The following is a 24,732-nucleotide window of genomic DNA, read 5'->3' on the forward strand; positions in this document are numbered from 1 at the left end:
TTATTGAGCTACCATTAGATCAGCTCGTCGTAGATCTCTTTCATTTCTGCAAGCGCTGCAGGGACACGCTCACCGAACCAGGCAACATCTTGCATATCAAGCAGGATATTCGGATACATCCGCGAGAGCGTAGATACCAGAACACCGTGCTCAGCAAGCTTGCTATTTAACAAAATATCAAAAGACATCAATTCAAACGTATAATCAGCCGTATCCGTTAGCGGTTCCGTGCAGCAGTGATAAGAAGCACAGCCAGACGGCCCTTGAACAATTAAAGGCAGACCTACCTTCGCTGCTTCCTGGCAGAGTATGTCATGCATCATCTCAGCGTGGCGGTTCATGCTGTGCATCGCCTGTCCTCCATTGCGTCCCAACATTTCCAGCGTAGCTTTTACAGCAGCTGTACCTAATGGATAGCCATTAAACGTACCCGCATGAATTACTTTTTTGTCTACAAGCAACTTCATGATATCCGCTCGGCCAACCAGGGCTGACACCGGAACTCCGCCACCCGCGATTGCCTTCCCAAGTGTAGTCAGATCAGGCGTTACACCGAATAACTGTTGGGCACCACCGAGACCCATACGGAATCCTGTTATAATCTCATCAAAAATGAGCACGACCTGGTACTGATCACATAACTGTCTGACTTTTTGCAGATAACCCGGAGCAGGCATGACTCCGCCTCCATTTACACAAACCGGCTCCATGATTACTGCTGCAATGTCGTCTCCATGCTGGCGAAATAGTTCCTCCAGGCGGGGTGCGTCATTCCATGGCAAGAGGTAGGATTGAGATTCCATGGCATCCCTTGCCCTCCCCTTTGTTCCTTTCATGTCACCAGGATAGTCTGAAGGTACAGGCAGACCTGTACGTGCAGTCTTGCCACCCATAATATTGTCCGCATTGCCATGATAATGGCCTTCAAAACGTACAAAGCGATTTTTACCTGTCCACGCCCGGGCAAGACGAAGTGCATTCTGGACAATCTCCGTGCCTGATAACCCAAAACGAATCATCTCTGCTGAAGGTACATATTGATGGATCAGTTCCAGAGCCTCTGCATCCAGATCGCAATGACTTACGGAAAGAACACGGTCAATGGTATCCTTCAGACACTCGTTATACTCCTCGTTGCCGTGGCCAACAATGAGGGCACCAAAGCGGGCATATAGATCCAAATACTCGTTGCCGTTCATGTCCGTCACTCTGCTTCGGGAAGCATGCTTGAAATGGAGCGGCGTCTCTTCCCAAGGAAGGTGAAAATTATAGTGCACACCACCAGGCAGCCATTGTTTCACCCGCTGATTGTACTGCATCATCTCCGTGATCATCCCTTATCGCCTCCCCCACTTGTCTGGTTTACTGCTTCATATCGCTCCAGTAACCTGGACCGATCTTGCGGATCATCCAGCGAATAGGCTGCAGGCAAGGTCTTATTCTCAGCCAGCATATTTCTTACGCTCTGGCCTGGACCGATATCGATCCATACCGTCGCTCCCAGATTTTGAATGCGTGCCAATGCCTGATTCCAGCGAATGGGTTGCAAAAGCTGGCTGCTCAGCAGCTTAGGAATGTCCTCGGCTCCGCGAATGAACTCACCATGTACTGTTGAGCAGATGGGAAACACCGGTGCAGAGAAGGAAATCCCTGCAAGCATCTCTTCAAGCTCAGGCTGAATGAACTGCATCAACTCGCTATGATAAGGTGCATCTGCCTTCATTGGCATCATGCGAAAAGGAATGAATTCCCCACCGTAGCCATCCACCTGATCATCCAGCAGTTGAAGACCCTTCGCAGTACCTGCGACGACAAACTGTCCCGGTGAATTATAACCGGAGATCGTCACATACTCGTTCTGACGAATATTCTCGACTAATTCTTCAAGCGCTGCTTGTGTTACATCAACGACAATACCCGCTCTTCCTTTTTGCTCCTGAATGGAGCGATGCATCAACGCACCACGCTGAGCTGTAAAACGAATTCCATCAGCAAATCGCAATGCTCCCGCCGCTACTAAAGCCGAAATCTCCCCCAAACTGTGACCTACTGCATAATCTGGAGTCATTCCAGTCCGCCGAACAAATGAGTCAAATAAAACGTAGCTTGCCGTCAGTACAGCAGGCTGAGCATATTCAGAGACCGTCAATTGATCCAGGCTCCCTTCCATAACCAGTGCCTTCAAATCAAATCCGATCACCTCGCTCGCTTCCGCAAAGATCTGATTCGCCTCCGGCTCACTGCCCAACAACTCGCTGCACATTCCGATATACTGGCTTCCCTGGCCAGGAAATAGCGCACAGAACGTCATACGCTACCGCCACGCTTGTAATAGGCTTTTAATCCGTAATGCGAGATCATCTCCTGCTGCATCTGAGAAGAACCTTCAATAATCTCCAGAATTTTGGCTTCCTTATACAGCCTGGCAACAGGATATTGGTTACTAATTCCGTTTGCACCATGAACCTGTAGCGCATCACTTGCAACTTCAACAGCAACTTTGGACGTAAAATATTTGGCGATCGTTGTTTCCATGGCGGCCTGCGGGTCCTTGGCTTCTCTCAGCTCGGCTGCCCGTAAACATAATGCTCGCGCTGCATGGACTTTTGTCACCGCATCTCCAATCATGCCGCGAATCAGCTGAAAATGACTCAGCTTCTGATCAAATTGCTTCCGCTTCCTTGAGTAAGTCACCATGGCATCCAGCGCTTCCTGCGCAATCGCCAGCCCTGCCCAGGCAATGCTATATCTGCCCTGGTCCAGCGCCCCGGTTACGATGTACTCAAAACCTTCATTCAGACGTCCAATAATGTGATTCTTTGGTACACGCACCTCATGGAGATCAATCTCAGCTATACCTGTCTCTCCCGCAACCATGACACCTTCGATAGGTTGGGTCTGTACACCCTCAAACTGGCGTTCGACCCAAAAAGCAGTGCTTCGTCCCTGATTCGAGGCAATAATGATAAATACATCTGCCAGATGTCCAAACGTGATCCACTTCTTTTTTCCATTTAAAACATAACAGTCCGATTCTTCTCTCCACTCGGTCTTTACACTTTTGGCATCCGAACCAACTTCCGGTTCAGTCAGACCAAAGGCAGCAATCCATTCTCCCTTCACCAACTTGGGCAGCCAGGACGATTTTTGCTCAGGCGTTCCGAAACGTACCAAAGTTTCACTTACAAGTGAAGTATGTACCGTTAACAAGCTGCGAACGGCTGGAAGAGCCTTGCCAAATACTTCAGTCAACAGCCCGTACGCCTTAGGGCCGAGACCCATGCCGCCATATTCAGCCGGGATCGAGGCAGCCAAGTAACCTTTTTCAGCCATGGCACGGATCAATGTTCTGGGAATGGCTTTCTGCTCTTGAATCTGTTGAGCATAAGGGCGAATTTCACGGGCAGCAAACAATTCAGCTTCATGAATGATCTCTTGCTCTACATCCACTTCAATCATTCGGCAACCCCCTCTTGAAGAAGAGATTCATTGAGATAAGTGGCGAATTCGGCAATTGTTTTGTATTCAAACAACGCAACCGGACTGATGTCAACTTGAAGATGCTTACGCGCACGGTTAATGATCTTGAGCGCCTGCACAGATGAGACACCAATTTTCAGAAAATTCATCTCTTCATCGATGTCCTCTGGCTCCTGATTCAACGCTGCAGCAATCTCGCTTTTGAGAAAAAGCTCAATTTCTTCTTTTGTCATATCATGACCTCCGTTCCCTGATTCACATCTATCCAATGTACATACGGCTCGAATGGATGTGCTGGCAGATGTACAATCTGGCCAGAGCCATTCGGATGTAACTGTTCCCAATCCAGCGCAGCACCACGTACATAAAGCTGTCCCAGTAATAAAGCAAGCTGATCCTCCATGGTAAGTGTGGGCTCGGCAGACAGGCGGATGATGCTCTCCTTGCCACTGTATTCGAGCTGCTGCACTGTCTGATCTGCAGCAATTATAATTACAATGTCGGCGTTTGCCATCTTGCCAGGTGTGTCTTGCAGACTGTCTAACGTCACTCTGTTGTTCACTGGAATGGATTGGCTTGCATGAGCGCTGTGATGTTCCTCGCCATCCAGATGTAAACTGGATACAAGTTCCTCTCCTGTAGCTATTCCTCGAATCTCTTGAATGGAAGGGACCAGACGCACAAGTGTCTCAAGCAAAGTCACCCAGTAGTTCAAGGTTGATACGGTATCTTCATTAGAATCGTCTGGCCTGATTACCTTACGCGCTTGAGCCTCATCTTCTCCGCGAATCTCATGCCCCCCAACCACAATATTGACACGAGCAGCTCGGTTTCTAGGCTTGAAGCCAAATTCCATCTCTTCGATGTTCCACTCTCCGGTTGAGCTGACAGCTACTGCTGCACGATACCGATAATGTTTTCTATATCTGTTCCGGGTAAAACAAAGATCCTCTAGTGCCAAGTCCGCATGTTTCTTCACATATTGCTCCGTGTTATCAATCAGCTTTTTTAAAGCCTGCTCTGATTTCGCAGAGTACGTTAACAACTGGCCGCGTGCCGGGGCATCTGCACGGACAGGGGCTTTCCATTCTTCCAGCACAATGTGGGCATTCGTACCTCCCAGGCCAAATGAACTGATGCCTGCCTTCCGTGTTTTTCCTTCAGGTACATCCCACGTTTTATGCTCGCTAACGATATGGAACGGCGATTGCTCCAGTCGGAGGGCCGGATTCGGATTATCCATATGCAGACTTGGTGCCAGTTCCCCATGCTGCATACTGAGAAGAACCTTGGCAAGACTGGCTCCACTGGAGGCTGCAAATAAATGACCAATATTGGTTTTGACTGAACCTAATCCAATCGAATTATCGCTTGTATATCCCTTTTCCCGGAACAGTCGGAGCAAGGCATTCACCTCAATTGGATCTCCAATCCTTGTCCCCGATCCATGTGCTTCAATATAAGAAATCTCGCTGGGGTTTAGGTTGGCGTCGCGATAAGCGGCACGGAGTACCTCATATTGCCCCTGAGGGTTGGGTGCCATAATGCCCAGGGAATATCCGTCGTTATTCACCGCTGTCCCGCGAATCACACCATAAACATGTTTATTGTTGCGAATTGCCTCTGTTAGCGGCTCCAGATATACAACAACAGCACCTTCTCCCAAGACTGAACCATCTGCTTCCCGGTCAAATACCTTCGTATGTTGAGTGGAAGAACAGATTCCAGCATTGCGTGATAGTTGATGAACATGCGGTGTAGCCAAAATGTTTGCTCCACCTACAACTGCCCCAGAGATACGCTTGTCCTGAATGGCCGCCACAGCTTGTGTCAGTGCTACCAGAAAAGAAGAACATGCTGTATCTATGGACAGTGCCGGCCCTGTAAAATTGTACATGTGTGAAATGGAGGCCGCTGCTATATTGGACATATTGCCTACCATAGCGTGAGAATGAACAGCCTTTCCAAGACTCCGGTTCATATAATCAATAACCAGATCGAAGTATGTGCTTGGGTTAATCCCTACATACACACCCACATCACGCTTATCCTCATGATCCACGAGCATACCTGCATCCTCCAGCGCCTCATGAGCAACTTCCAGCAGCTTCCGATGCTGCGGATCCATAAATGCAGCTTGTTCAGACGGGATTTCAAAGAACTCATGATCAAACGTATCCGGTTGCTTCAGTTCCCCAATCCAGTCATCCCAACCGGGTTGCTTGGAACGTGTTGCACGCTCTAAGCTAACCCGGTCAACACTATCTAACCCGTTAACCAGATTGCTCCAGAACTGCTCTTGGGTGTCGGCATCAGGCAGACGCAGAGACAGTCCGGTAATAGCAATAGCACGATGTACATTCAGATGATTATTTGTTGTTTCAACTTGTTCAAAGTCCTTCGTTTCTGCTGGAAGTTCCTGCAGATATTCCACCATCTCACGTACTGTACTGCAAAAAACAAGTAGTTCTTGTCCTAATTCACGTCCCATATGTGCAGACAGCTTGTCAAGTAATTGATAGGAGAGAATGGAATTGCCTCCAAGTGCGAGAAAAGAAGTATCCATCTCAATCTTTCCTGCGGGCAATTGAAGAATTTCGGCCCAGGCTTTACGTACGGTATATTCCAAAGACGATGCGGAAACCGTCTCGTGTCCTTGCTGTTGTGTGTTTTCGCGAATCAGCTCTTCAATGGCCTCGATGTCCTTGGTAAATACTCCACGCTCATAATCGTTTCTCAGCATGAAACGCTGGACCTTGCCACTCGTCGTTTTGGGGATGACCTTGATTGGGAGAACATGAGTGATCTCAATACCCAATCCAGCCCTCATACGTTGGATCAGATCCTGTCGTACATCCAGAAACTGTGGAGTGCCCGATTTGTATTTAACAAATACAAGCAGCTCCTCAACTTGTTTGAGGCTGTTAAAGTGCCCGACTACCGTCAGATTCCCTCTCGGAATGCTGCTATTCTGGTACAAAATTTCTTCAAGATCATGCGCATAATGGTTCTGTCCCCGAATAAACACAATGTCCTTGATTCGTCCGCTTACAACTAGGGAGCCGTCAGCCATATAACCCAAGTCTCCAGTGCGAAGCCACCCATCCACATACATTTCACGATTGATCTCAGGGAGACTGTAATATCCGGAGGTTACCGATTCCCCACGAATCTGGATTTCGCCAACAACCCGCTCATCCAGCACTTCCCCCTGTTCATCCGCAATCCGGATCTGAATCCCTGTCATGGGATATCCTTCATGAACAAATTCGATCACATCCGAAGTATGGCTATCACTGCTAGGTAGCTGGACTGGCACAGCCAGTCCTTCCTGCACCAGCCGTGTACGCGAAATACGTTCAATTCGCGGCTCTTCCCCCAGTCTGGAGGTACATACACCTACTGTCGCTTCGGCCATGCCATATGCAGGAAACATCATATTGGGACGATAGCCACAAGAGCTGAATTTTTTGACAAATCGCTCGATAACAGACGTTGATATAGGCTCTGCACCATTCAAGGTCATACGCAGTGAAGACAGATCAAGCGTTGAGAGCTTGGAATCCGGGATCTTCTGAACCATCCATTCGAAACCGAAATTGGTACAGCAAAACCATTTTCCCTGATGCTCCGTAATCTTGCGCAAGAACAGATAAGGCGACCGTACGAAGGTATAAGGTGACATCACCATGATGTTGGCTCCACTCAGGACGGGTGTCAGATGCTGTCCAAATATCCCCATATCATGCGTATGCGGCAACCAGGTAAACACATTATCTCCTTCTTCAGCTCCAAGAAAAGTCTTGCATGCAATACTGTTGGCGATAATATTGTGATTTGTTAACTGCACACCTTTGGGAATTCCAGTGCTTCCTGATGAGAATTGCAGGAACACAATGTCATCAGGACAGGTTGGGCATAGATCAGCCATCTGCTGGCCTGCTTGAAGCTGGTTCACGCTAATCAACATAAGACCTTTGAATACCGGACTTTCCCCAAGCTGCTTATACTTGGGCATGTAGGCTTCCTCGACGATAACGACTGGACGCCCGAGTACCTCCCACACTTTCGTGAATTTCTCCAGACCGGCTGAGCCTGGTTCCCAGGCAGCCGGAGGACTAACCGGGGCGACAATAATGCCCCCCAGCATACAAGCCCAAAAGGTACGGTAAAATTCCTGTGACTGGTCAATCTCCAAAATAACGACCTGTCCTTGTTGAATGCCTTGCTCCTGAAGAGACTGCAGGTACTTGCGCGCCTGCATCAGTAATTCAGGATATGATTCAAACTGTTCGTCACCTGAAGAGCTGATATAGGTCATTCCCTTTTCTGGATGAGTATCTGCAATGTAGATTAGCATCTCAGCCACTGTTGAATAATGTTCTGGCACAATCAGCTCGGGTCCTCGCTGTATGGATTTACTGGACATGTTGCACCTCCATTGCCTCATTGTGAACTACCACTTTCACATCGCTACCAAGCTTGTCATCAATCAGCTGTTTCATACGTTTGATGTCCAGACCAGCCTGACAGGCCAGATGTACGTACAGACACTCTTCGTCGTAGCGAATAACCCATTCGAATTGGGCGAGTCCCGAATTCGAATCTTGGTCATCCGACGACTGAGACGACATTGGGATCGCTTCGCTACTGGAGATGAAGCCTTGATAATTAAACAGAATCATCTGACGCGGCTCCTGTTCTGTTTGCCTGTAGGCAGTTCCCAATTGTTCCTGTATGCCATCATATTGTGCCGAGAGGGAAGAATCATGTGTAAGTGCCATAAAGTTAATGCTGTGTCGCTTCGTAAATTCCAGACGTTTCAACAGATCTTCCTGTGTGAATTCACTGTCTACCAGCACTGGAATCAGATCAAGGAATTCTCCCACATAATCGTAGTAGGATTCTTCGCCATACTCCCTTCCGTAATGGACCAGGGCTATTGGCAATTGGCTTATGTTCAGATAAGCCGCAATGATGTTGGAAAAAGTTTCAAAGCATGTCCACCAAACCTCTGCAGGCTCCTTCCCTGCAAGGGACAACTCGACAGTCATCGCTGAAGGCGACAATGTTTCTGTTTCCTTCAACTTGTTCATGACGATGGCGTTACATCTCTTCCATGTTTGAAGTGAAAATTGTTTCTCTATTTCATCTTCTGATACCCCTATGGGGCCTTGAGACAGAAAATTTACATAATCCTCATAATTTCGTACTTGGTACAGAAGATCACTCTCGATCTCTATACCTTGCGGTCTATATAATGCCTTCGACTCAAGTTGCTGCTTGATGATTTGGGCACTCATACCATCAAACGCAAGGTGATCAAAACTCCAAATCAGCTTATGCTCCGTGGCTCCTGTACGCAAAATACACAGACGCCAAGGTAGTTCCTTCAACGTATACGTTTTGTGTAACAGAGACTGAACCAGTTTGTACTCCAACTGCTCAATCGTAGCCGAAGCATAATGACGAATATCAAGATACGGGATAAGCTGTTGCAGCATGTCCGCCGCTAACGACATATCACATGGATGCCAATACAATTGTTCTTCCTCATATATCATGCTGTGCAGCAACTGGTGCCGGGATATAACCCCAAGAATCAGGTGTTTTACAGCTTGTTCATTCAATTCGCCTTCCAGCGTTGTTGTAAATCCGCTTGCTCGTGAAGTCGTAGAAGCATGTGCTTGTTGAATTGGAGATAGTGGGAATTGCCCCATAGGGGTCATGCCCGCCATAAAAGATGAAACCTGATTGCAGCTGTTTAAGACATGCAGGACCAGGCTGTCCAGTTGTTTCTCATGAAGTATTATGTCCTGTGGTATGACTATCGGGGACTGAATATGCAGGCTATCTTCGGACCAAACTGACGCCGGAGGATTAATGTCTACCAATTTGGCAAGTCCTCTAACTGTCGGATATTGGAATAATTCGTTCACATTGATGGCAATTCCTTCTTTTTCCAAAATTTGAGTGAATGCAATCGCTTTGAGCGAATGCCCCCCATTTTGAAAGAAGTGATCTTCCACACCAATGCCTGGATCACCCAGGATCTGTCGCATGGCGGCAAGAATGACACGCTCTGTTTTTGTCCGAGGTGAACTCATCTCCAGAGACCTCTGCTGCTCTTCAACCAAATGCTCGGACAATGCTCTTCGGTCCACTTTGCCATTGGCATTAATCGGAAGATGATCCATTCGAATAATGCGTGCAGGTACCATGTACTCTGGCAGCTGCTGGTGAAGTTCTCTTCGAATATACTCAGTATCTGCTCCAGTATCGGTTGTATAAAAAGCGGCAATGTATAGACTTCCTGATGATTCTGTAACTGTCATGACAAAGGCATCACGAACTCCCGAAACACGCTCCATACAATTGCCTATCTCCGATAACTCAATGCGGAAACCTCTAATCTTGACCTGGAAATCCGAACGTTCAATAAAAATCAGACTGCCATCAGCCAGACGTTTGACGATGTCACCTGTCCGATACATTCGTTCTCCCTTGCGGAAGGGATCATCAAGAAAGTGTTTTCGGGTAAGATCCTCACGGTTAAGATATCCAATACCTACCGCATCCCCACTGATATACAGTTCACCTGGAACGTTCGGTGGCACAGGCTTCAGCTCATCATCTAGAACATACAAGGCTGTGTTAGACAGGGGGTAACCTATAGGCAGTGAGCCAGTATAAGGCTCTGTTTGCTGTAATAAGTGGTAGGAGGCAAAAAAGGTTGCTTCCGTTGGCCCATATCCATTTAACAGTCTGCCCGGCCCCACACATGCAAGCGCTTTGTTGGCATGACTCACCGATGCAGCTTCACCACCAAACATCACTCTACGCACATTCTTCAAGCAATCAGCATCCCAATCTACCAGCATATTAAACAAGGATGTCGGAATATAAAATACTGAAATCCGTTGCTGTTGGATGACATCGGCCAAACGAGCCATATCCAAAATGGTCTCTTTTGAGATTAATACAAGAGTAGCGCCATTTATTAATGAAGCAAAAATATCGAAAATGGAACCGTCAAACGCATAGTTAGAAATTTGCAGGATACGATCCTCTGGCACGACGGTAACAAAATTACTATTTTTCATGACTTTGGTTACATTGCGATGACTCATCACAGTCCCTTTTGGGGTTCCTGTTGACCCTGATGTATAAATGATATAAGCCGGGTCAAGAGCGGTCTTGTTCATATTTTCAACGGGCTCCTGAATGTCTCCTGAATCAAATGCTGCCAGTTCATCTGCCGGCACGATACAAGGAACTACAGATTGCCATGTGGAGGCATAAGCCGTTTCAGTCAATAACACAGCCGCATCGCAATCTTGCAAAATAAATTCAATTCTCGATGGCGGCGAAGCCGGGTCGATCGGGACATAACTGCAACCCACTTGGAGTGTAGCAAGAATACTGATCATCTGGTTCGGTCCACGGTCCAGAATGAGAGCAATACTGGAGCCTGATTTCACCCCTTGTCCAAGCAATCTGAACGCCAGCCACTGAACACGTTCATACAGATCCGCATAGCTCCATTCACCGTCTTCCCAGACCAATGCTGTCTTCTGTGCATGCACATGAACTTGTTCCTCGAATAATTGGGAAATGGTCGCATCTCGCGGATACTGGGCGGCATTATCGTTGACTCCGTACAGCAGCCATTCCTCTTCCTCCGGTGTAGTGATCTTAATCTGACCAATTCGTTCAGTATCCCCTGTTGTGATCTGAGACAGGATATACCGGAATTTATCCAGCATCAGTTCCATGGACTCGGCTTTAAACAAATCTGAGCGATAGTCAAGTTCAACCGTGTAACATTGTTTATGTTCGACCAGTGTCCAAGTCAGATCAAATTTGGCATCCACCTTACCTTCGACCCATGGTTCAAGCATCAGTTCCCCGGCTTCAGGATCATCGGTTCCCATATTAATGTAATTTAGCACCACATCAAATAGGGGGTTGCGGCTTAAATCACCGAATAGACCAAGTTGTTCCACCAGTGCTTCATAAGGATATTGTTGATGCTCATAACAGGATAACAGCTTGCCTCGCATCTCATTCAAATACGCCTCTGTGGAGCATTCTCTGTCCATGCTGGTGCGAATGGCAAGCATGTTCACGAACATACCCATAACGTTATTGAGTTCTGGCTTCTCACGCCCCGCAACCGCTGTACCAACGACCAAGTCGTCTTGACCCGTATACTTCCAGATTAATAGATTCAAAGTTGCCATAAACAACATATAGGGTGTAAGCCCTTGTTGAGTACAGAAGTCATTGACCTGTGTGCTTAACGACTCACCAAGTTCAATGGAACGTCTGTCTCCGCTGTAGGATGACGCGCTATGTCTTGGGAAGTCTGTAAGCAATTCAACCGGTGCAGGCATGTCCTCGAATTCCCGTATCCAAAACTCGGCGTCTTTAACAGATTGTCCATGTGACGCAGCTTCATCACGCCATTCCGCATAATCCTTATACTGAATATCAAGAGATTGCAATGTTTCTCCTCTGTACATGCGAGCAAAATCCTGCATCAGGATAGCAATGGAACTCTGATCCGAAATGATATGATGCATGTCGATGAATAAGATGTGTTCCTCTTGAGAAAGGCGAATGAGCTTAACACGAACCAATGGTGCGCTGGTCAGATCAAAAGGCTTGATCCATTCCATGACCTGCTCTAACCCTGCCGTTTCTAATTCCAGCAACTCCACCACGTTTGGAACCTGATCCTCCACAATTTGGAAAAGCTCACCATCAATCATTTCAAATCTGGTACGGAATGCTTCATGTCTCTCTACCAGTGCATTCATTATTAATCTGAATTGCGTAGGGTCAAGTTTTCCCCTTACCCTATAAGAGCTGGCGAGATTGTATGCCGTACTCTCACCTTTCATCCACTCATGCACCACATACATTCTTCGCTGTGCAGAAGTGGTCTTGTATTTCTCTTTCTTAGTTACAGGCAAGATTGGGTCCACTGAATCAGAGTCACTTGTAACCTGATGTTCAGCAATCCATTGAACCATGTGTTCAAATACAGAATGATCAAAAACCTCTTCCAACCCCAAATTTAATCCAAACATTTCTTTGATCCTCGACGCCAAGGAAATCGCTTTTAATGAATGACCCCCAAGCTCAAAGAAATCATCTTCAAGGCCGACTGCTCCTTTACCAAGCAACTCCTGCCACAATTGCGACAATACATGCCTTATCTCATCATCAGTCCGTTGAACCCTGACTTTCCCAGATGGAGATTGGTCTAATGCTGCGATAGAACCCGCTGCAACCTGCGACATACCTGCAAGCTGATACAACGCAACATCATGTTGATGAACAATGGGATCAAAGGAATACGTCGGCAGGGAGATTTTTTGCCTACGCCCCGTTCCGTTTAGCTGTTCCCAATCCAGCTCCATGCCAGAGCACCAGCAAAAAGCAAGTACTTTCATTAAATACACGTCTGCCTCAAGCAAGCTCTGACGATCTTCAGTAAGAGCAATGATGTTTGGCTCTGAAAATGAATCCGGGGCTATTTGTTCTGTATCCTGCAGCTGATTCGAAACGATCCACAGCGTATGCCCAGCAGATTCAGAAAGCGTCTTGCGATTTAGCAGCGTAAACAGGAAATTTGGAGATAACAGTGGTGCAATACTTGACGCAAGGTCTGTTACAGTTGCATCTGTCATCCTTCCTGTCAAAGCATCTGACAATGCTCCTTCTTCTAGTGACCAATGCTCCAGATTGTATAAAAGCCCCACGGCATGTACTGGATCAAGTGCATCACTAATAACCAACCCCACCAGTTCGCCAACGCCTTGTCCACAGACAGCATCCGGCTTGATACCAAGCTGCATCACGGTTTTATAAAGAGCATATTGCACAACAAAGCACTGCATGCGCTCAAGCCTTGAATCGGTTAACGATCGCCCTATGCCTTGGCGAATGGCATACTGTTCCTTGGACTCAAAGAGGTTCAGTATCTCTTCAAAGTACTGTTTGAATATCTCTGAGACCTGGCTGCGATACACAGAAGCATATAGTTCCCGAATCTTGCGCGCTTCCCAACTTGCATTTCCGCTGAGGTAAAACATGACCTTAGGCTTCCCATTCATCACACTTGACTGTGTCTCAAACTCTACAGACTGCTCGCTTGGCGGAGTATAACCGTCTACAACGATTAGTGCTTTACGATGAATGAATCTGCTTCTTCCCTTCTGTAGCGTCCACGCAGCATTGGGCAACTGCTCCGGCAATGCATGAATCGCCTGTAGAACCGAATCGTACGTGCGTTCCAGCGCAGATTCACTTTTGGCCGAGAAGGGCAGCAGAAGCAATGATTCATAATTGGCTTGGCTCTCTTGGACGGGCGGTTGCTCCAGAATGACGTGAGCATTAGTACCCCCGATCCCAAACGAACTGACACCTGCTCGCAGGATACGCTTCGCGTCTTCTAATGGCTGTGGCTCCTTGTTGATATAGAAGGGACTATGCTCCAGCTCCAACATCGGATTCGTCCGATTCATGTGAATCTGTGGCGGAACCACCCGGTGATAAAGCGTCAGTACGGTTTTAATAAAACCGGCGACACCTGCTGCCGCATCAAGATGCCCAATATTGGCTTTCACAGAACCTAGAGCACAATAATTTTTACGATCTGTTCCCCATGACTGCCTGAGCGCTTCAATTTCAATCGGGTCCCCCAGTTTGGTTCCTGTTCCATGCGCCTCCAGATAGGAGATCTCTTTTGGAGACACTCCCGAACGATGCAGGGCTGATTGAATAACCTTGACCTGCCCGGCCACACTCGGTGCCGTATATCCAATTTTGTCCATGCCATCATTATTAATTGCTGAACCTTTAATGACTGCATAGATATGATCTCCATCTCTCTGCGCGTCGCGGAGTGACTTGAGCACAACCATTCCGCATCCATTACCAGACACCGTACCAGATGCCTGCTCATCAAACGGTCTGCAATGACCATCCTTTGAATAAATCATGCCTTCATGCCAGTGATAACCTTCTTTGAGCGGATAAGAGATAGAGACACCTCCCGCAAGTGCCACATCACACTCCCCCCGAATCAGCGATTCAGCAGCTTGGTGGATAGCGACCAAAGAAGTCGAACATGCGGTCTGTACGGCCATACTCGGCCCTCTCAGATTTAATTTGTGAGATACTCGGGTTGTAATATAGTCCTTTTCATTTAAAGTCATGGCTTCAAAAGCCTGTAACAAATTACCGGAGCGACCGAGAAATTGCACCATCCATGGTAAGCTCAGTCCACTTCCGGCAAACAATCCTATAGCTCCCTCATAACTGTAAGGATCACATCCGGCATGCTCAAGCGCCTCCCATGAGCACTGATGCAGCAGCCGTATTTGCGGATCCATCATGTTGGATTCCTGATGCGGATATTCGAAAAATCCGGAGTCAAAATACTCAGTATCTTGCAGTACACCTTTGGCACGTACATAATCGGGATGTTTGAAGTCTTCCGGTCGTACACCCGCAGCGGTTAGATCCTCCTCATTCAGACGGGTGATACCGTCCTTACCTGCCATTAGGTTATCCCAGAACTCCTCGATATTTCTTGAACCGGGAAAATGCCCTGCCATACCAATGACTGCGATATCCGAGGAAGAAGAAATTCTGCTACTGTGTTCTGAAGCAAACGGGATACTCTGTTCCGGTCTGCTCTGCTCCACTTTGCTGTGTCCAACTGTGCTCATCACATACTCTTTTGGAGCCGTTGTCGGGTCCGGGTTCGTAACAGGATATCCAGCCAAAGCGATATGCCGGCTTTCCTCTTGCACCTGTTGTGTAACTATCGGCAGCATCTGCTCAGCCACCAGATGATCGACCAGTGATGCAATAGAGGAATGCTCAAACAATTGCACCAGCGGAACGCTTTTATCCAGATAGGCGTTCAGGCGATTATTGATCAGAATAAGCCCCAGCGAGTTGCCTCCGATGTCAAAAAAGTGATCATGGATATTAACCGTATCCAGATTCAATATTTCCTTCCACGTTGCAATGAGCATCTGCTCTAGGTCAACTTTTGCCCGCTCGATTCCTTGAATCGATGAGCCATAAACCAGAGCTGGATTAGCCTTCTCTCCCGTTTCAAAATCAGCCAGACGAAGGGCATTTCGATTCAGTTTGCCATTAGGTAGCACAGGCAGATTTTCCAGACGAATCAAGCGAGAAGGCATCATGTACTGTGGAAGCCGCTGCTTTAACCAGCTCCGAAGCTGTACGTCTTCATCTTCCATAACGGACGGCCCAATCCCAGGCTTCAGACTGTAGAAAAGAATTAATTGCAATGAATGTGGCTCGACCCCTTCTACCTTAACGACAGCCTCTCTTACACGTTCATAATTCATCGCTGCCTGCTCAATCTCGTTCAGTTCAATCCGGTAACCCCGAATCTTCACCTGCTGATCTAACCGTCCCATCAACTCAACATCCCCATCCGGCAGTATACGGGCCAGATCGCCAGTTCGGTACAAACGGCCTCCCAAAACATTGGGGTTTGCAATGAATCGGGCATCGGTCTCAGCAGCATTGTTCAGATAACCACGGGATAACCCTTTTCCTGCAATGCACAGCTCTCCATAACTTCCAGGTGGCAGTATTTCACCTTCATCATTCAGTATATAAATCTCTGTATTGGTAATGGGCTTGCCAACGGTAATCGCGGCTGTGTCATTCAATTCTTTGGTCGTTGACCAGATCGTAGTTTCCGTTGGTCCATACATGTTAAAGACTCGAGCAGGCGTAAGCCGCTTCAGATCGGTGAGGAGTCCCACAGGGACATTTTCCCCTCCGGTAAGAACACACCGCAGATTGCCCAGCGCCTGAGCGAATTCCGGATTTTCGACAAATGCCTTAATGCGTGAGACCGTGCTAAGAATGTGTGTAACACCATGTTCACGTATTCGACGTGAAGCAAGAGCCGGGTCAAGCTGCTCCTGCTCATTGGCCAGATACAGCGAATATCCGGTGCATAATGGTGTCCACACTTCAAATCCGAAAATATCAAAAGATATGGTCGTTACACTGATGATGCGATCTGTCTCATGCGCAAAAATATGTCGGTGCCTGATGTCCTCAACAAAATTGACCATCGCTTCATGAGTAATCATGACCCCTTTGGGACGACCGGTCGATCCTGAGGTAAAAATCACACAGGACAGATCCGAAGACAGGAGGCTTACGTCCGGGTTAACGGATGAGCGCACGTCCTGGACAGTTGGATCATACACAAATCGCTCTCCGCTAAAAGTCACTGTGCCTTCTTCATCAGGCGTACACAGCAATACGTTCATTCGGCTGTCTTCGATCATATTCACGATGCGCTGCGGCGGAAAAGCAGGGTCCAGAGGTACATAAGCCGCCCCAGCTTTCAGCACCGCCAATAGCATAATGATCAACGATTCATCTCGTCTGGATAATATGCCTATAGGTTCATCCCGGCGCACACCTTGATCAATCAGCTTCCAAGCCAGCGTATTAGCTTTTTCATTAAGCTCCCTGTAGGTAAAAGAAGCTCCAGATGATACAAGGAGAGCTTTCTTGTCTGGTGTGTGTTCTGCCTGCAACTCGAACAGCCGATGCAGACCCACCGCAGGAGTGTAATCCAGACGTGGACCAGCAAGACGATGGACTGAGTGCTCATGAGAAATGTTTCTATCAAACAGTTCGCTCAGAGACAGACTAGGCTGTTGTACAACCTCTTGGCAGAGTCCGATAAACTCCTGCATCATACCTTCAACTGTGTCCCGGCGGAACAGATCCAGCGAGTATTCGATATATCCTTCAATCACCTGCTTCTCCCTGTTTTCTTGACAGGTCATTAACAGATCATAAGTAGACGTACCCGTCTCCACCGGAAAAGAACTGAATTGCAAACCATGAAGTTCAAGTCCATGCAAGTCCATGTTCTGATAATCAAAACAAACATCAAATACCGGATTTCGGTTCAGCTCACGTGTCACGCCCAGTTGTGCCACAAGCTCATTAAACGGATATTCCTGATATGCAAAAGCATCCAGTGTATGTTGTTTGAGTTCGCGTAAAAAATCAGTGTACGTACGATCAAACGTTGGAAAATTCCGCATCGCAATCATATTGACAAACATGCCTACCGTCTCTTTCCACTCCTCTTGCATCCTTCCTGCAACAGGCGTTCCTACCACAATGTCCTGCTGACCTGAGCGGTGTGCAAGAAGAAGATTCCACACACTTAGCATTACCATATACATGGATGCTTCCGATGAGGAAGCCAGCTCATGCAAGTGTTGTGTCAACGAACGATTCAACGTGAAATGGAGACGTCCCCCTTGCATGGATCGCTGTGATGGACGCTCATGGTCAAGTGGAAGCTCCAGCACAGGTAAAGAAGGGCCAAGATGGTCCAGCCAGTATGTTTGATGTGAATTGTATTCATTTGAAGCGAGACGCTGCTGCTGCCATACCGCGTAATCTTTGTACTGCAATCGGACTGCTTGCTCTTTGCCAAAATATAAATCATTGAAGTCACGAGTGATGATTTCGACAGATGTACCATCCGCGATAATATGGTGAATATCAAAGAATAACAGATGCTTGCGCTCGCCTATTTTAATCAGTTCAACCCGCATAAGCGGAGCACTCCCCAGATCAAAAGGACGAATCAATGTCTCGATTATCGCAGGCAACTCTTGGTCATCTGCCACATGCTGCTCTGCATAGCCCATACTTAAGCGAACCGAAGGTTGGATGATCTGAACGATCTGACTACCCCGTATCTCAAACGATGTTCTGAGCGCCTCATGATGCTGCATCAACTTCTGCAAAGCAGCCTCAACTCTTATACGGTCCAATTCACCTTCAATAATGGTTGCAGACGGTAGGTTGTATGCCGTATTGCCTGGATCAAGCATCGCTTGTGTGAACATACGCATCTGTGCAGAAGAGATTGGATACGCATCCATAGTGGGTGCAGATTGAATTATCTGTTGGTCCACTTTTGGTTTGGCCATGACATAGAGATGCTCCGCCAGTTGAATAGGCGTTGAATGATTGAAAATATCTGCTACCTCAGGCTGAATTCCTAAATGAGATCGGATCCATGCAGACAAGCTGACTGCTTTGAGAGAATCTCCTCCAACCGCAAAGAAATTAACCTCTTCATCTAGATCATCAATGCCAAAAATCGTTCGATATGCGTCCAGGACAATCTGTTTCAGTTGGTCTGAACCACCAGTATAAACAGTCCCTTTTACTAGAGTAGAGCCACTTCCCTTACCCAGATCTGCATGCTGCCTATCATCCCCGGTACCCATTCCTTCCACTGCTGACGAGCCAGAAAGAGAAACACTGACAGGATAGGATTGTTTGTTGAAAACATAAGTAGGCAGAGAGCATTTGCGTCGTACCGTCTGCCCTTTGAACACCTTCCAGTCCGGTTCAATGCCTTCGCACCATAACTCCGCAAGTCTGCGGTTCACATAGATACTGTCCTGCTCCGTCTCCCTTACGTGACGTAGCATATTCAGTACCGTCTGGGAATCTCTTGATAGACTGTGCTGTCTGGCAAAGGAGCTTAGCGTTCGTCCTGCACCTACTTCAATTAATACAGCCCGCTCATCCTTCAACACTTCAGCCAGGTTTGATTCAAACAACACCGGCTGTAAAATATGACGGGACCAATAGTCAGGTTGTGTGATTTCATCTCCAAGCGCCCATGTTCCACTGGTGTTGGACAGTAAAGGGATCTGTGGCGTATGAAGTGAATGCTCTGCTAGATAACGTCTAAATTCCTCAGCGGCCTGATTCATCATTGGCGTATGGAATGCATGGGAAGTCTTCACACGAATGCACTTCCAGCCCAGTCCTTCAGCCTTGGCTTCCATCCGTGAAATGGCTTCAGCTGTCCCACCAATCACACTGGAACCTGTAGTATTCACCAGGGCAAGCCACATGTCTTCCTCCAGTTGTGACTTCACCTGCTGTGCATCCGCCATAATGGCAAGCATGACCCCGGGTTGTTGTTGTTGCATCAGACGTCCGCGAAGTCGAACTAACTTGACAGCATCTCCAAGTTCGAATACACCCGCTACAGCTGCGGCAGCCAACTCACCAATGCTGTGCCCGATCATGCCATCTGGCTTGATGCCCAGATCCAACAGCGACTTGGCCAGCGCATAACTTGTCATGAACAGTGCGAATTGGCTGTACTCCGTCTGGTTTATTCGCTCAGGGTGCTGATCCCCGTATACAACAGACAGCATATCTTCTCGTTCTTCCGAAGGCAGAAGGTCCAATATTTCCTGAATATAACTTCTGAAGATTGGAGCCAGGCCTGCTTGCTCTGTAGATCTGTATAGTTCTGCACCCATTCCCTGATACTGACTGCCCTGTCCGGGGAACATAAAGTATACGGGACGAGTGCCTTGAGCCGAATGGTATACCCGTGCTTTCCCCAGCTGCTGTATCAGCTTGTCCGGATTATCTTTCCATGTCTTATCCAGAATGAGTGCCTTACGATACGCAAAAACAGATCTACCTGACTGCAAGGTCCACGCTGCGTTCGATACAGATTGATTCGGCTGCTGAGTCAGATGTTCCATAATCCGTTCAGCGGTGCGGTTCAGCGAGTACTCTGTTTTGGCGGAAAAAAGCAATATATTTACGTCATCATCCGGACTGCACTTCTCCATCTCGGGAGCCTCCTCCAATACCATGTGAGCATTCGTGCCCCCCACACCAAATGAATTGATTCCTGCGCGCATGACTCCAACATTGCCCTGTTTCCAGTCCACCCCTTGTGCATTAACTTTAAAAGGCGTATTCAAAAAATCAATTTTAGGATTAGGCTGCTCATAATTCGCTGTTCCAGGGATATAACCTTGTCCAAGACTGAGCGCTACCTTGATTAAACCAACCACACCTGCGGCTGTATCCATATGTCCCACATTGCCTTTGACAGAACCCAGATAGCAAAATTGCTTTTGGTCGGAAGCAAAGGCCCGAGTTAACGAGTTTACTTCAATTGGATCACCAAGCAACGTTCCCGTACCATGTGCTTCGATATAACTCACCGTTTCCGGGTCTACTCCGGCTACCTTATAAGCATCCTGAATGACTTCAGCCTGTCCGCTTACGCTAGGAGCAAGAAAACTGAGTTTCTCTTGTCCGTCATTGTTAATTGCTGAGCCTTTGATGACCCCGTAGATATGATCTCCATCCCGCAGAGCATCGGTTACCCGCTTCAGCACCACAATTCCCATACCATTGGAGAAGACGGTTCCACTGGCTGCCGCATCAAATGGACGACAGTGTCCATCTGTGGAGAACATCATGCCATCCTCAAATATGTAACCCCCTTCATTGGGCAACTCCACGGTGATCCCACCAGCCACAGCCACATCACATTCTCCAACGATCAAAGATTGACATGCCAGATGAGGTGTAACCAATGAAGTAGAACATCCCGTAAGAGCGGTATAGGCCGGCCCTTTTAAGTTCAGCTTATAAGCCATTCGGGTAGCGAGAAAATGATTGGTGCTGAGCGTAAATGCTTCGTATTTACTGCTATAGTTAGCATCGTTAAAAAGCACTTGTCGGTACCATTCGAAGTCATCGGACCCGCCAAGGAACACACCTACCTTACCCGCTTCATCCGGTCTGCAGCCTGCATCCTCCAGCGCTTCCCATATTCCCTGATACAAAAGTCTGAATTGGGGAGACATCATTTTGGCTTCACCGGGAGTGTAATCAAAGAACCCTGCGTCAAACTCATCAATGCCGTTGGCACGTCCTTTTGCCTTGACATAACGAGGTGAACGCAGCAGCGCTTCCTCCACACCAAGCTCCCTCAATTCATCATCACTATAAAAGTGAATGCTTTCCCGCCGTTCAACAAGGTTACTCCAGAACTCCCTTATATCCTCAGCGCCCGGCACATTCACCGCCATGCCCACAATTGCAATATCCTCACGCATAATGCTGTCTTTTCGTTGAAACAATTGTTCCCTTTCAGTCGGTATCCGAACTCCCTCATCTTTTGGACCCAGTGCGGCAAATTGACGCAATGTCGGGCATTCGAAAAAACGAGGCACAGGAAACTCCACATCGGTATAATGCTTAAGTTTATTGTGAGCCTGAATGACAGAAAATGAATTTCCGCCCAATTCAAAGAAATGGTCATCGCGCCCTACTCTCTCAACACCGAGCACTTCGGCCCACACTTCGGCTATAACCTTCTCAAGCTCAGAAGACGGGGCGGTATAGAACGTACTGGAAGCGTGAGCATGCGTGATATCTGCCATGAGTGCCTTCCGGTCAATCTTCCCACTGCTATTCAATGGAAATTCGGATTTATGTACAAAAACGGATGGTATCATATATGCCGGTAACAAACGAGACAGATGCTCTCTCAATTCGACAGAAGGCAGCTCCTGCTCTGAAAGATAGTAGGCATACAGCAAGCCGGACCTACCTTCAAATGATTTCATGACTACCACGGTCTGGATGACACCCGGATAGGATGACAGGGTATTCTCAATTTCGCCTGTCTCCAGTCTGGCTCCCTGAATTTTAACCTGGAAATCAATGCGTCCCAGATATTCGATCGTACCGCTTGGGAGTGAACGTACCAGATCCCCTGTGCGGTACATGTACCTGAAATGCTCTGCGTCCTGTCCTTCTTGAAAGAAAGGATTAGGGACAAACTTCTCTCGGGTCATCTGTTCCAGATTCAGATATCCACGTGCAAGCCCAACACCGCTAAGACAAAGCTCCCCTGGAATACCTAACGGCTGAAGCTCATCATGATTTCCGACGACATACCATCTGGACTCATTGAGCGGGTAGCCAATCGGTACATTGCCCAAGCCTTCGTAATGGCTTAACGGATAATGAGAAACCCATATGGTGCATTCGGTTGGACCATAAACATTTTCAAGACTTGCTCCAATGCCTAACCTGTTAAATTTCTCAATGATGTCTGGCGTGACTGCCTCTCCGCCAACAAACATCCATTTCAGCGTTTCCAATGCTGACAGATCGGAGCGAAGCTCCATCGTTTCCAGAAAAAGACGGAATAACGTTGGAACAAAGTTGATGTGTGTAACCTTATGTGATGCCACCGTAGACACAATACGAGCAGGGTCTTTTTCTGCTCCAGGCTCAAGAATACTTAGTGCGCCTTCACCCATGAACCAGCCAAAAAGTTCCGTGGCGGATACATCAAAGGTATATGCCGTTTTCAGCAAGTAAACATCCTGCGCCTGCATTGGAAAACGACGCTCCAGATCAAGCAGTGTATTGACTACGCTATGATTTTCAACCATGACTCCTTTTGGCTTGCCTGTTGAGCCGGACGTGTACATGATATAGGCAAGGCTATGCGGATTCAGCGCCTCTTCGAGGTTTGAGACATCCCCCGTATAAGCCTGATCGCCCTCAACGTAGATGTACTGGACATCCAGAGTCTCGTCATCTTTTTCGGGTTGCATAGCCAGCACTATGGATATGTCTGCATCCGATATAATATAGGCCTTTCTGGACAAAGGGTAGGAAGGGTCTACAGGTACAAAAGCACATCCGGCTTTTAATACAGCCAATAGGGCAATGACCATATCCGAGGAACGTGGCATCTGCACGCCAACTGCTGCGTTATCACTTTTTTTACTCGCAACGATCTGCCTAGCCAATTGATTCGCTTTTGCGTTGACCTGCGCATAGGTCTGATGCTGCTTCCCTTCCATTAGAGCTACCCGCTCCGGGAAACGTGCTACTTTATCGTGAAATATATCCATAATATGTTGTGGAGTGTAGGGAAAATAAGAAGTTTGATTGAATCGGTACAGTAGGTTTTCTTTCTCATCCTGCATCAGGAGGCTGAACTCACTGATTTTTTGATCAGAATTGGTTACTAGTTGATTCAGCAAGTATAGAAATCGTTGGCCCATTCGCTCCATTGAATCTTCACGGAACAAGCTCGGTTTATATTGCAGCTTCAACTGCGCACCTTGCGGTAAACGACTCAACACCACCATCAGATCTCCTGGGAACGTAACCTTATCCTGATCCAGAATACGAGTTCCGAGCATATCTTCCTCATAGGAATCATACACAAAGGAGATATCAAACAACGATGGTGATCCGGGTTGAGCCTGTAACATGCTGTCTCTGACAATGAGGTTATTGGGATATCCGATGTTCCTGTACGTATCCATCCAGGTTGTGGCTACTTGTTGCAGCAGAGGTTTTAGAGTTGATTCGAGGTCAATATGGAATCGCATAGGCAACATATGGACAAAACATCCAATCGTTTCTTCCAAGTCCATACCGGGACGATGAGAATATGGGGAGGCAAAGGTGATATCGTCTGTACCGACATATTTACTCATAAGAATGCCAAAGGCACCCATAAAGAACATAAAAACGGTTACTTCATTATCTTTGGACATCTGTGTAATATCAGCCATTAACGATTCCGAAATATCAAATCGCAGTTCATGACCAATCCCTTCTTGTACAGAACCTGCTGGAAAGTCATGTTTTAGAGAAAGAGGTTCCGCTCCCTTCATTTTGTTCAACCAGTATTCCCGTTCTTTGGAGTACTTGTTTTCGTGCAGTTTCTTGTTCTCTGCCTCAACATAAGAGATGAATCCTTCATCCAGCTTGACATCCACAGGCTGATCTTCAAGAAGACACGTATATGACTGGATAAGTTTGTTTTTCATCAGTTCAAGCGACAAGCCATCACATATTAAATGATGAATACATAAGGTCAGAATATATCGGCTTTTATCCATCTGAACAATCATTATACGGAACAGAGGACCTTTCTCCAGATCAAAAGGTGTCCCGATGCATTCATCCACCAGTGCTTCTAACTTTTGTTCCTTTGGATTCTCCTGATTCTCGCTACTTAGGTCCCACAAGGCAAGTGAATAATCCATATCTTCATGAACGGATAACACAGGTACATCATTTTGAATCTCAATCCGAGTACGCAGCACCACTTGCTCATACATAAGCAATTCGATGGCCCGGCGAAATATCTCCATTTGAAGATGATCAAATTGCATTGAAGCTGAGATGTTATACGAAGTGGGATCATTCACCTGACAATCAAAATAGATTCCCTTTTGTGTTTCGGAAAGTTCAACGGTTTTTTGTACCATCACGACCACACCTCATCGTTTAATTGAGATTCAAGCTGTGTAAGGCAAAAAATAAGTT

The 24,732-nt window shown here is 47.2% G+C and carries 6 protein-coding genes; all 6 read right to left on the bottom strand.

Features of this window, described 5'->3' with window-relative positions; genetic code table 11:
- Positions 1 to 14: 14 nt before the first annotated feature.
- Genes NSQ20_RS23045 through NSQ20_RS23070 form a run of 6 tightly spaced genes read right to left on the bottom strand, consistent with a single transcriptional unit; the run spans position 15 to position 24,674 of the window.
- On the bottom strand, positions 15 to 1,334 hold the full coding sequence (locus NSQ20_RS23045; RefSeq protein ID WP_338706640.1) for an aminotransferase class III-fold pyridoxal phosphate-dependent enzyme: 1,320 nt from the start codon (positions 1,332 to 1,334) through the stop codon (positions 15 to 17).
- Positions 1,331 to 2,311 carry an ACP S-malonyltransferase gene (locus tag NSQ20_RS23050; RefSeq protein ID WP_340030943.1) on the bottom strand — a complete coding sequence of 327 codons (981 nt, stop codon included), beginning with the start codon at positions 2,309 to 2,311 and terminating at the stop codon, positions 1,331 to 1,333. The genes NSQ20_RS23045 and NSQ20_RS23050 overlap by 4 nt, the downstream gene beginning before the upstream one ends.
- The gene (locus NSQ20_RS23055; RefSeq protein ID WP_076318834.1) at positions 2,308 to 3,459 is read right to left on the bottom strand and encodes an acyl-CoA dehydrogenase family protein; all 1,152 of its coding nucleotides are present in this window, start codon (positions 3,457 to 3,459) and stop codon (positions 2,308 to 2,310) included. The genes NSQ20_RS23050 and NSQ20_RS23055 overlap by 4 nt, the downstream gene beginning before the upstream one ends.
- Positions 3,456 to 3,713, bottom strand: a complete 258-nt coding sequence (locus NSQ20_RS23060; RefSeq protein WP_036615207.1) for an acyl carrier protein — start codon at positions 3,711 to 3,713, stop codon at positions 3,456 to 3,458. Before NSQ20_RS23060 ends, NSQ20_RS23055 begins: the two co-directional genes overlap by 4 nt.
- Positions 3,710 to 7,909 (bottom strand): beta-ketoacyl synthase N-terminal-like domain-containing protein, encoded by a 4,200-nt coding sequence (locus NSQ20_RS23065; protein WP_339194816.1) that lies wholly within the window; start codon positions 7,907 to 7,909, stop codon positions 3,710 to 3,712. The genes NSQ20_RS23060 and NSQ20_RS23065 overlap by 4 nt, the downstream gene beginning before the upstream one ends.
- Positions 7,899 to 24,674 (bottom strand): amino acid adenylation domain-containing protein, encoded by a 16,776-nt coding sequence (locus NSQ20_RS23070; RefSeq protein ID WP_340033051.1) that lies wholly within the window; start codon positions 24,672 to 24,674, stop codon positions 7,899 to 7,901. The genes NSQ20_RS23065 and NSQ20_RS23070 overlap by 11 nt, the downstream gene beginning before the upstream one ends.
- Between the last annotated feature and the right edge of the window lie 58 nt (positions 24,675 to 24,732).

It is taken from the genome of Paenibacillus sp. FSL K6-1122, assembly GCF_037977015.1.
GTDB classification, from domain to species: Bacteria; Bacillota; Bacilli; order Paenibacillales; family Paenibacillaceae; genus Paenibacillus; species Paenibacillus amylolyticus.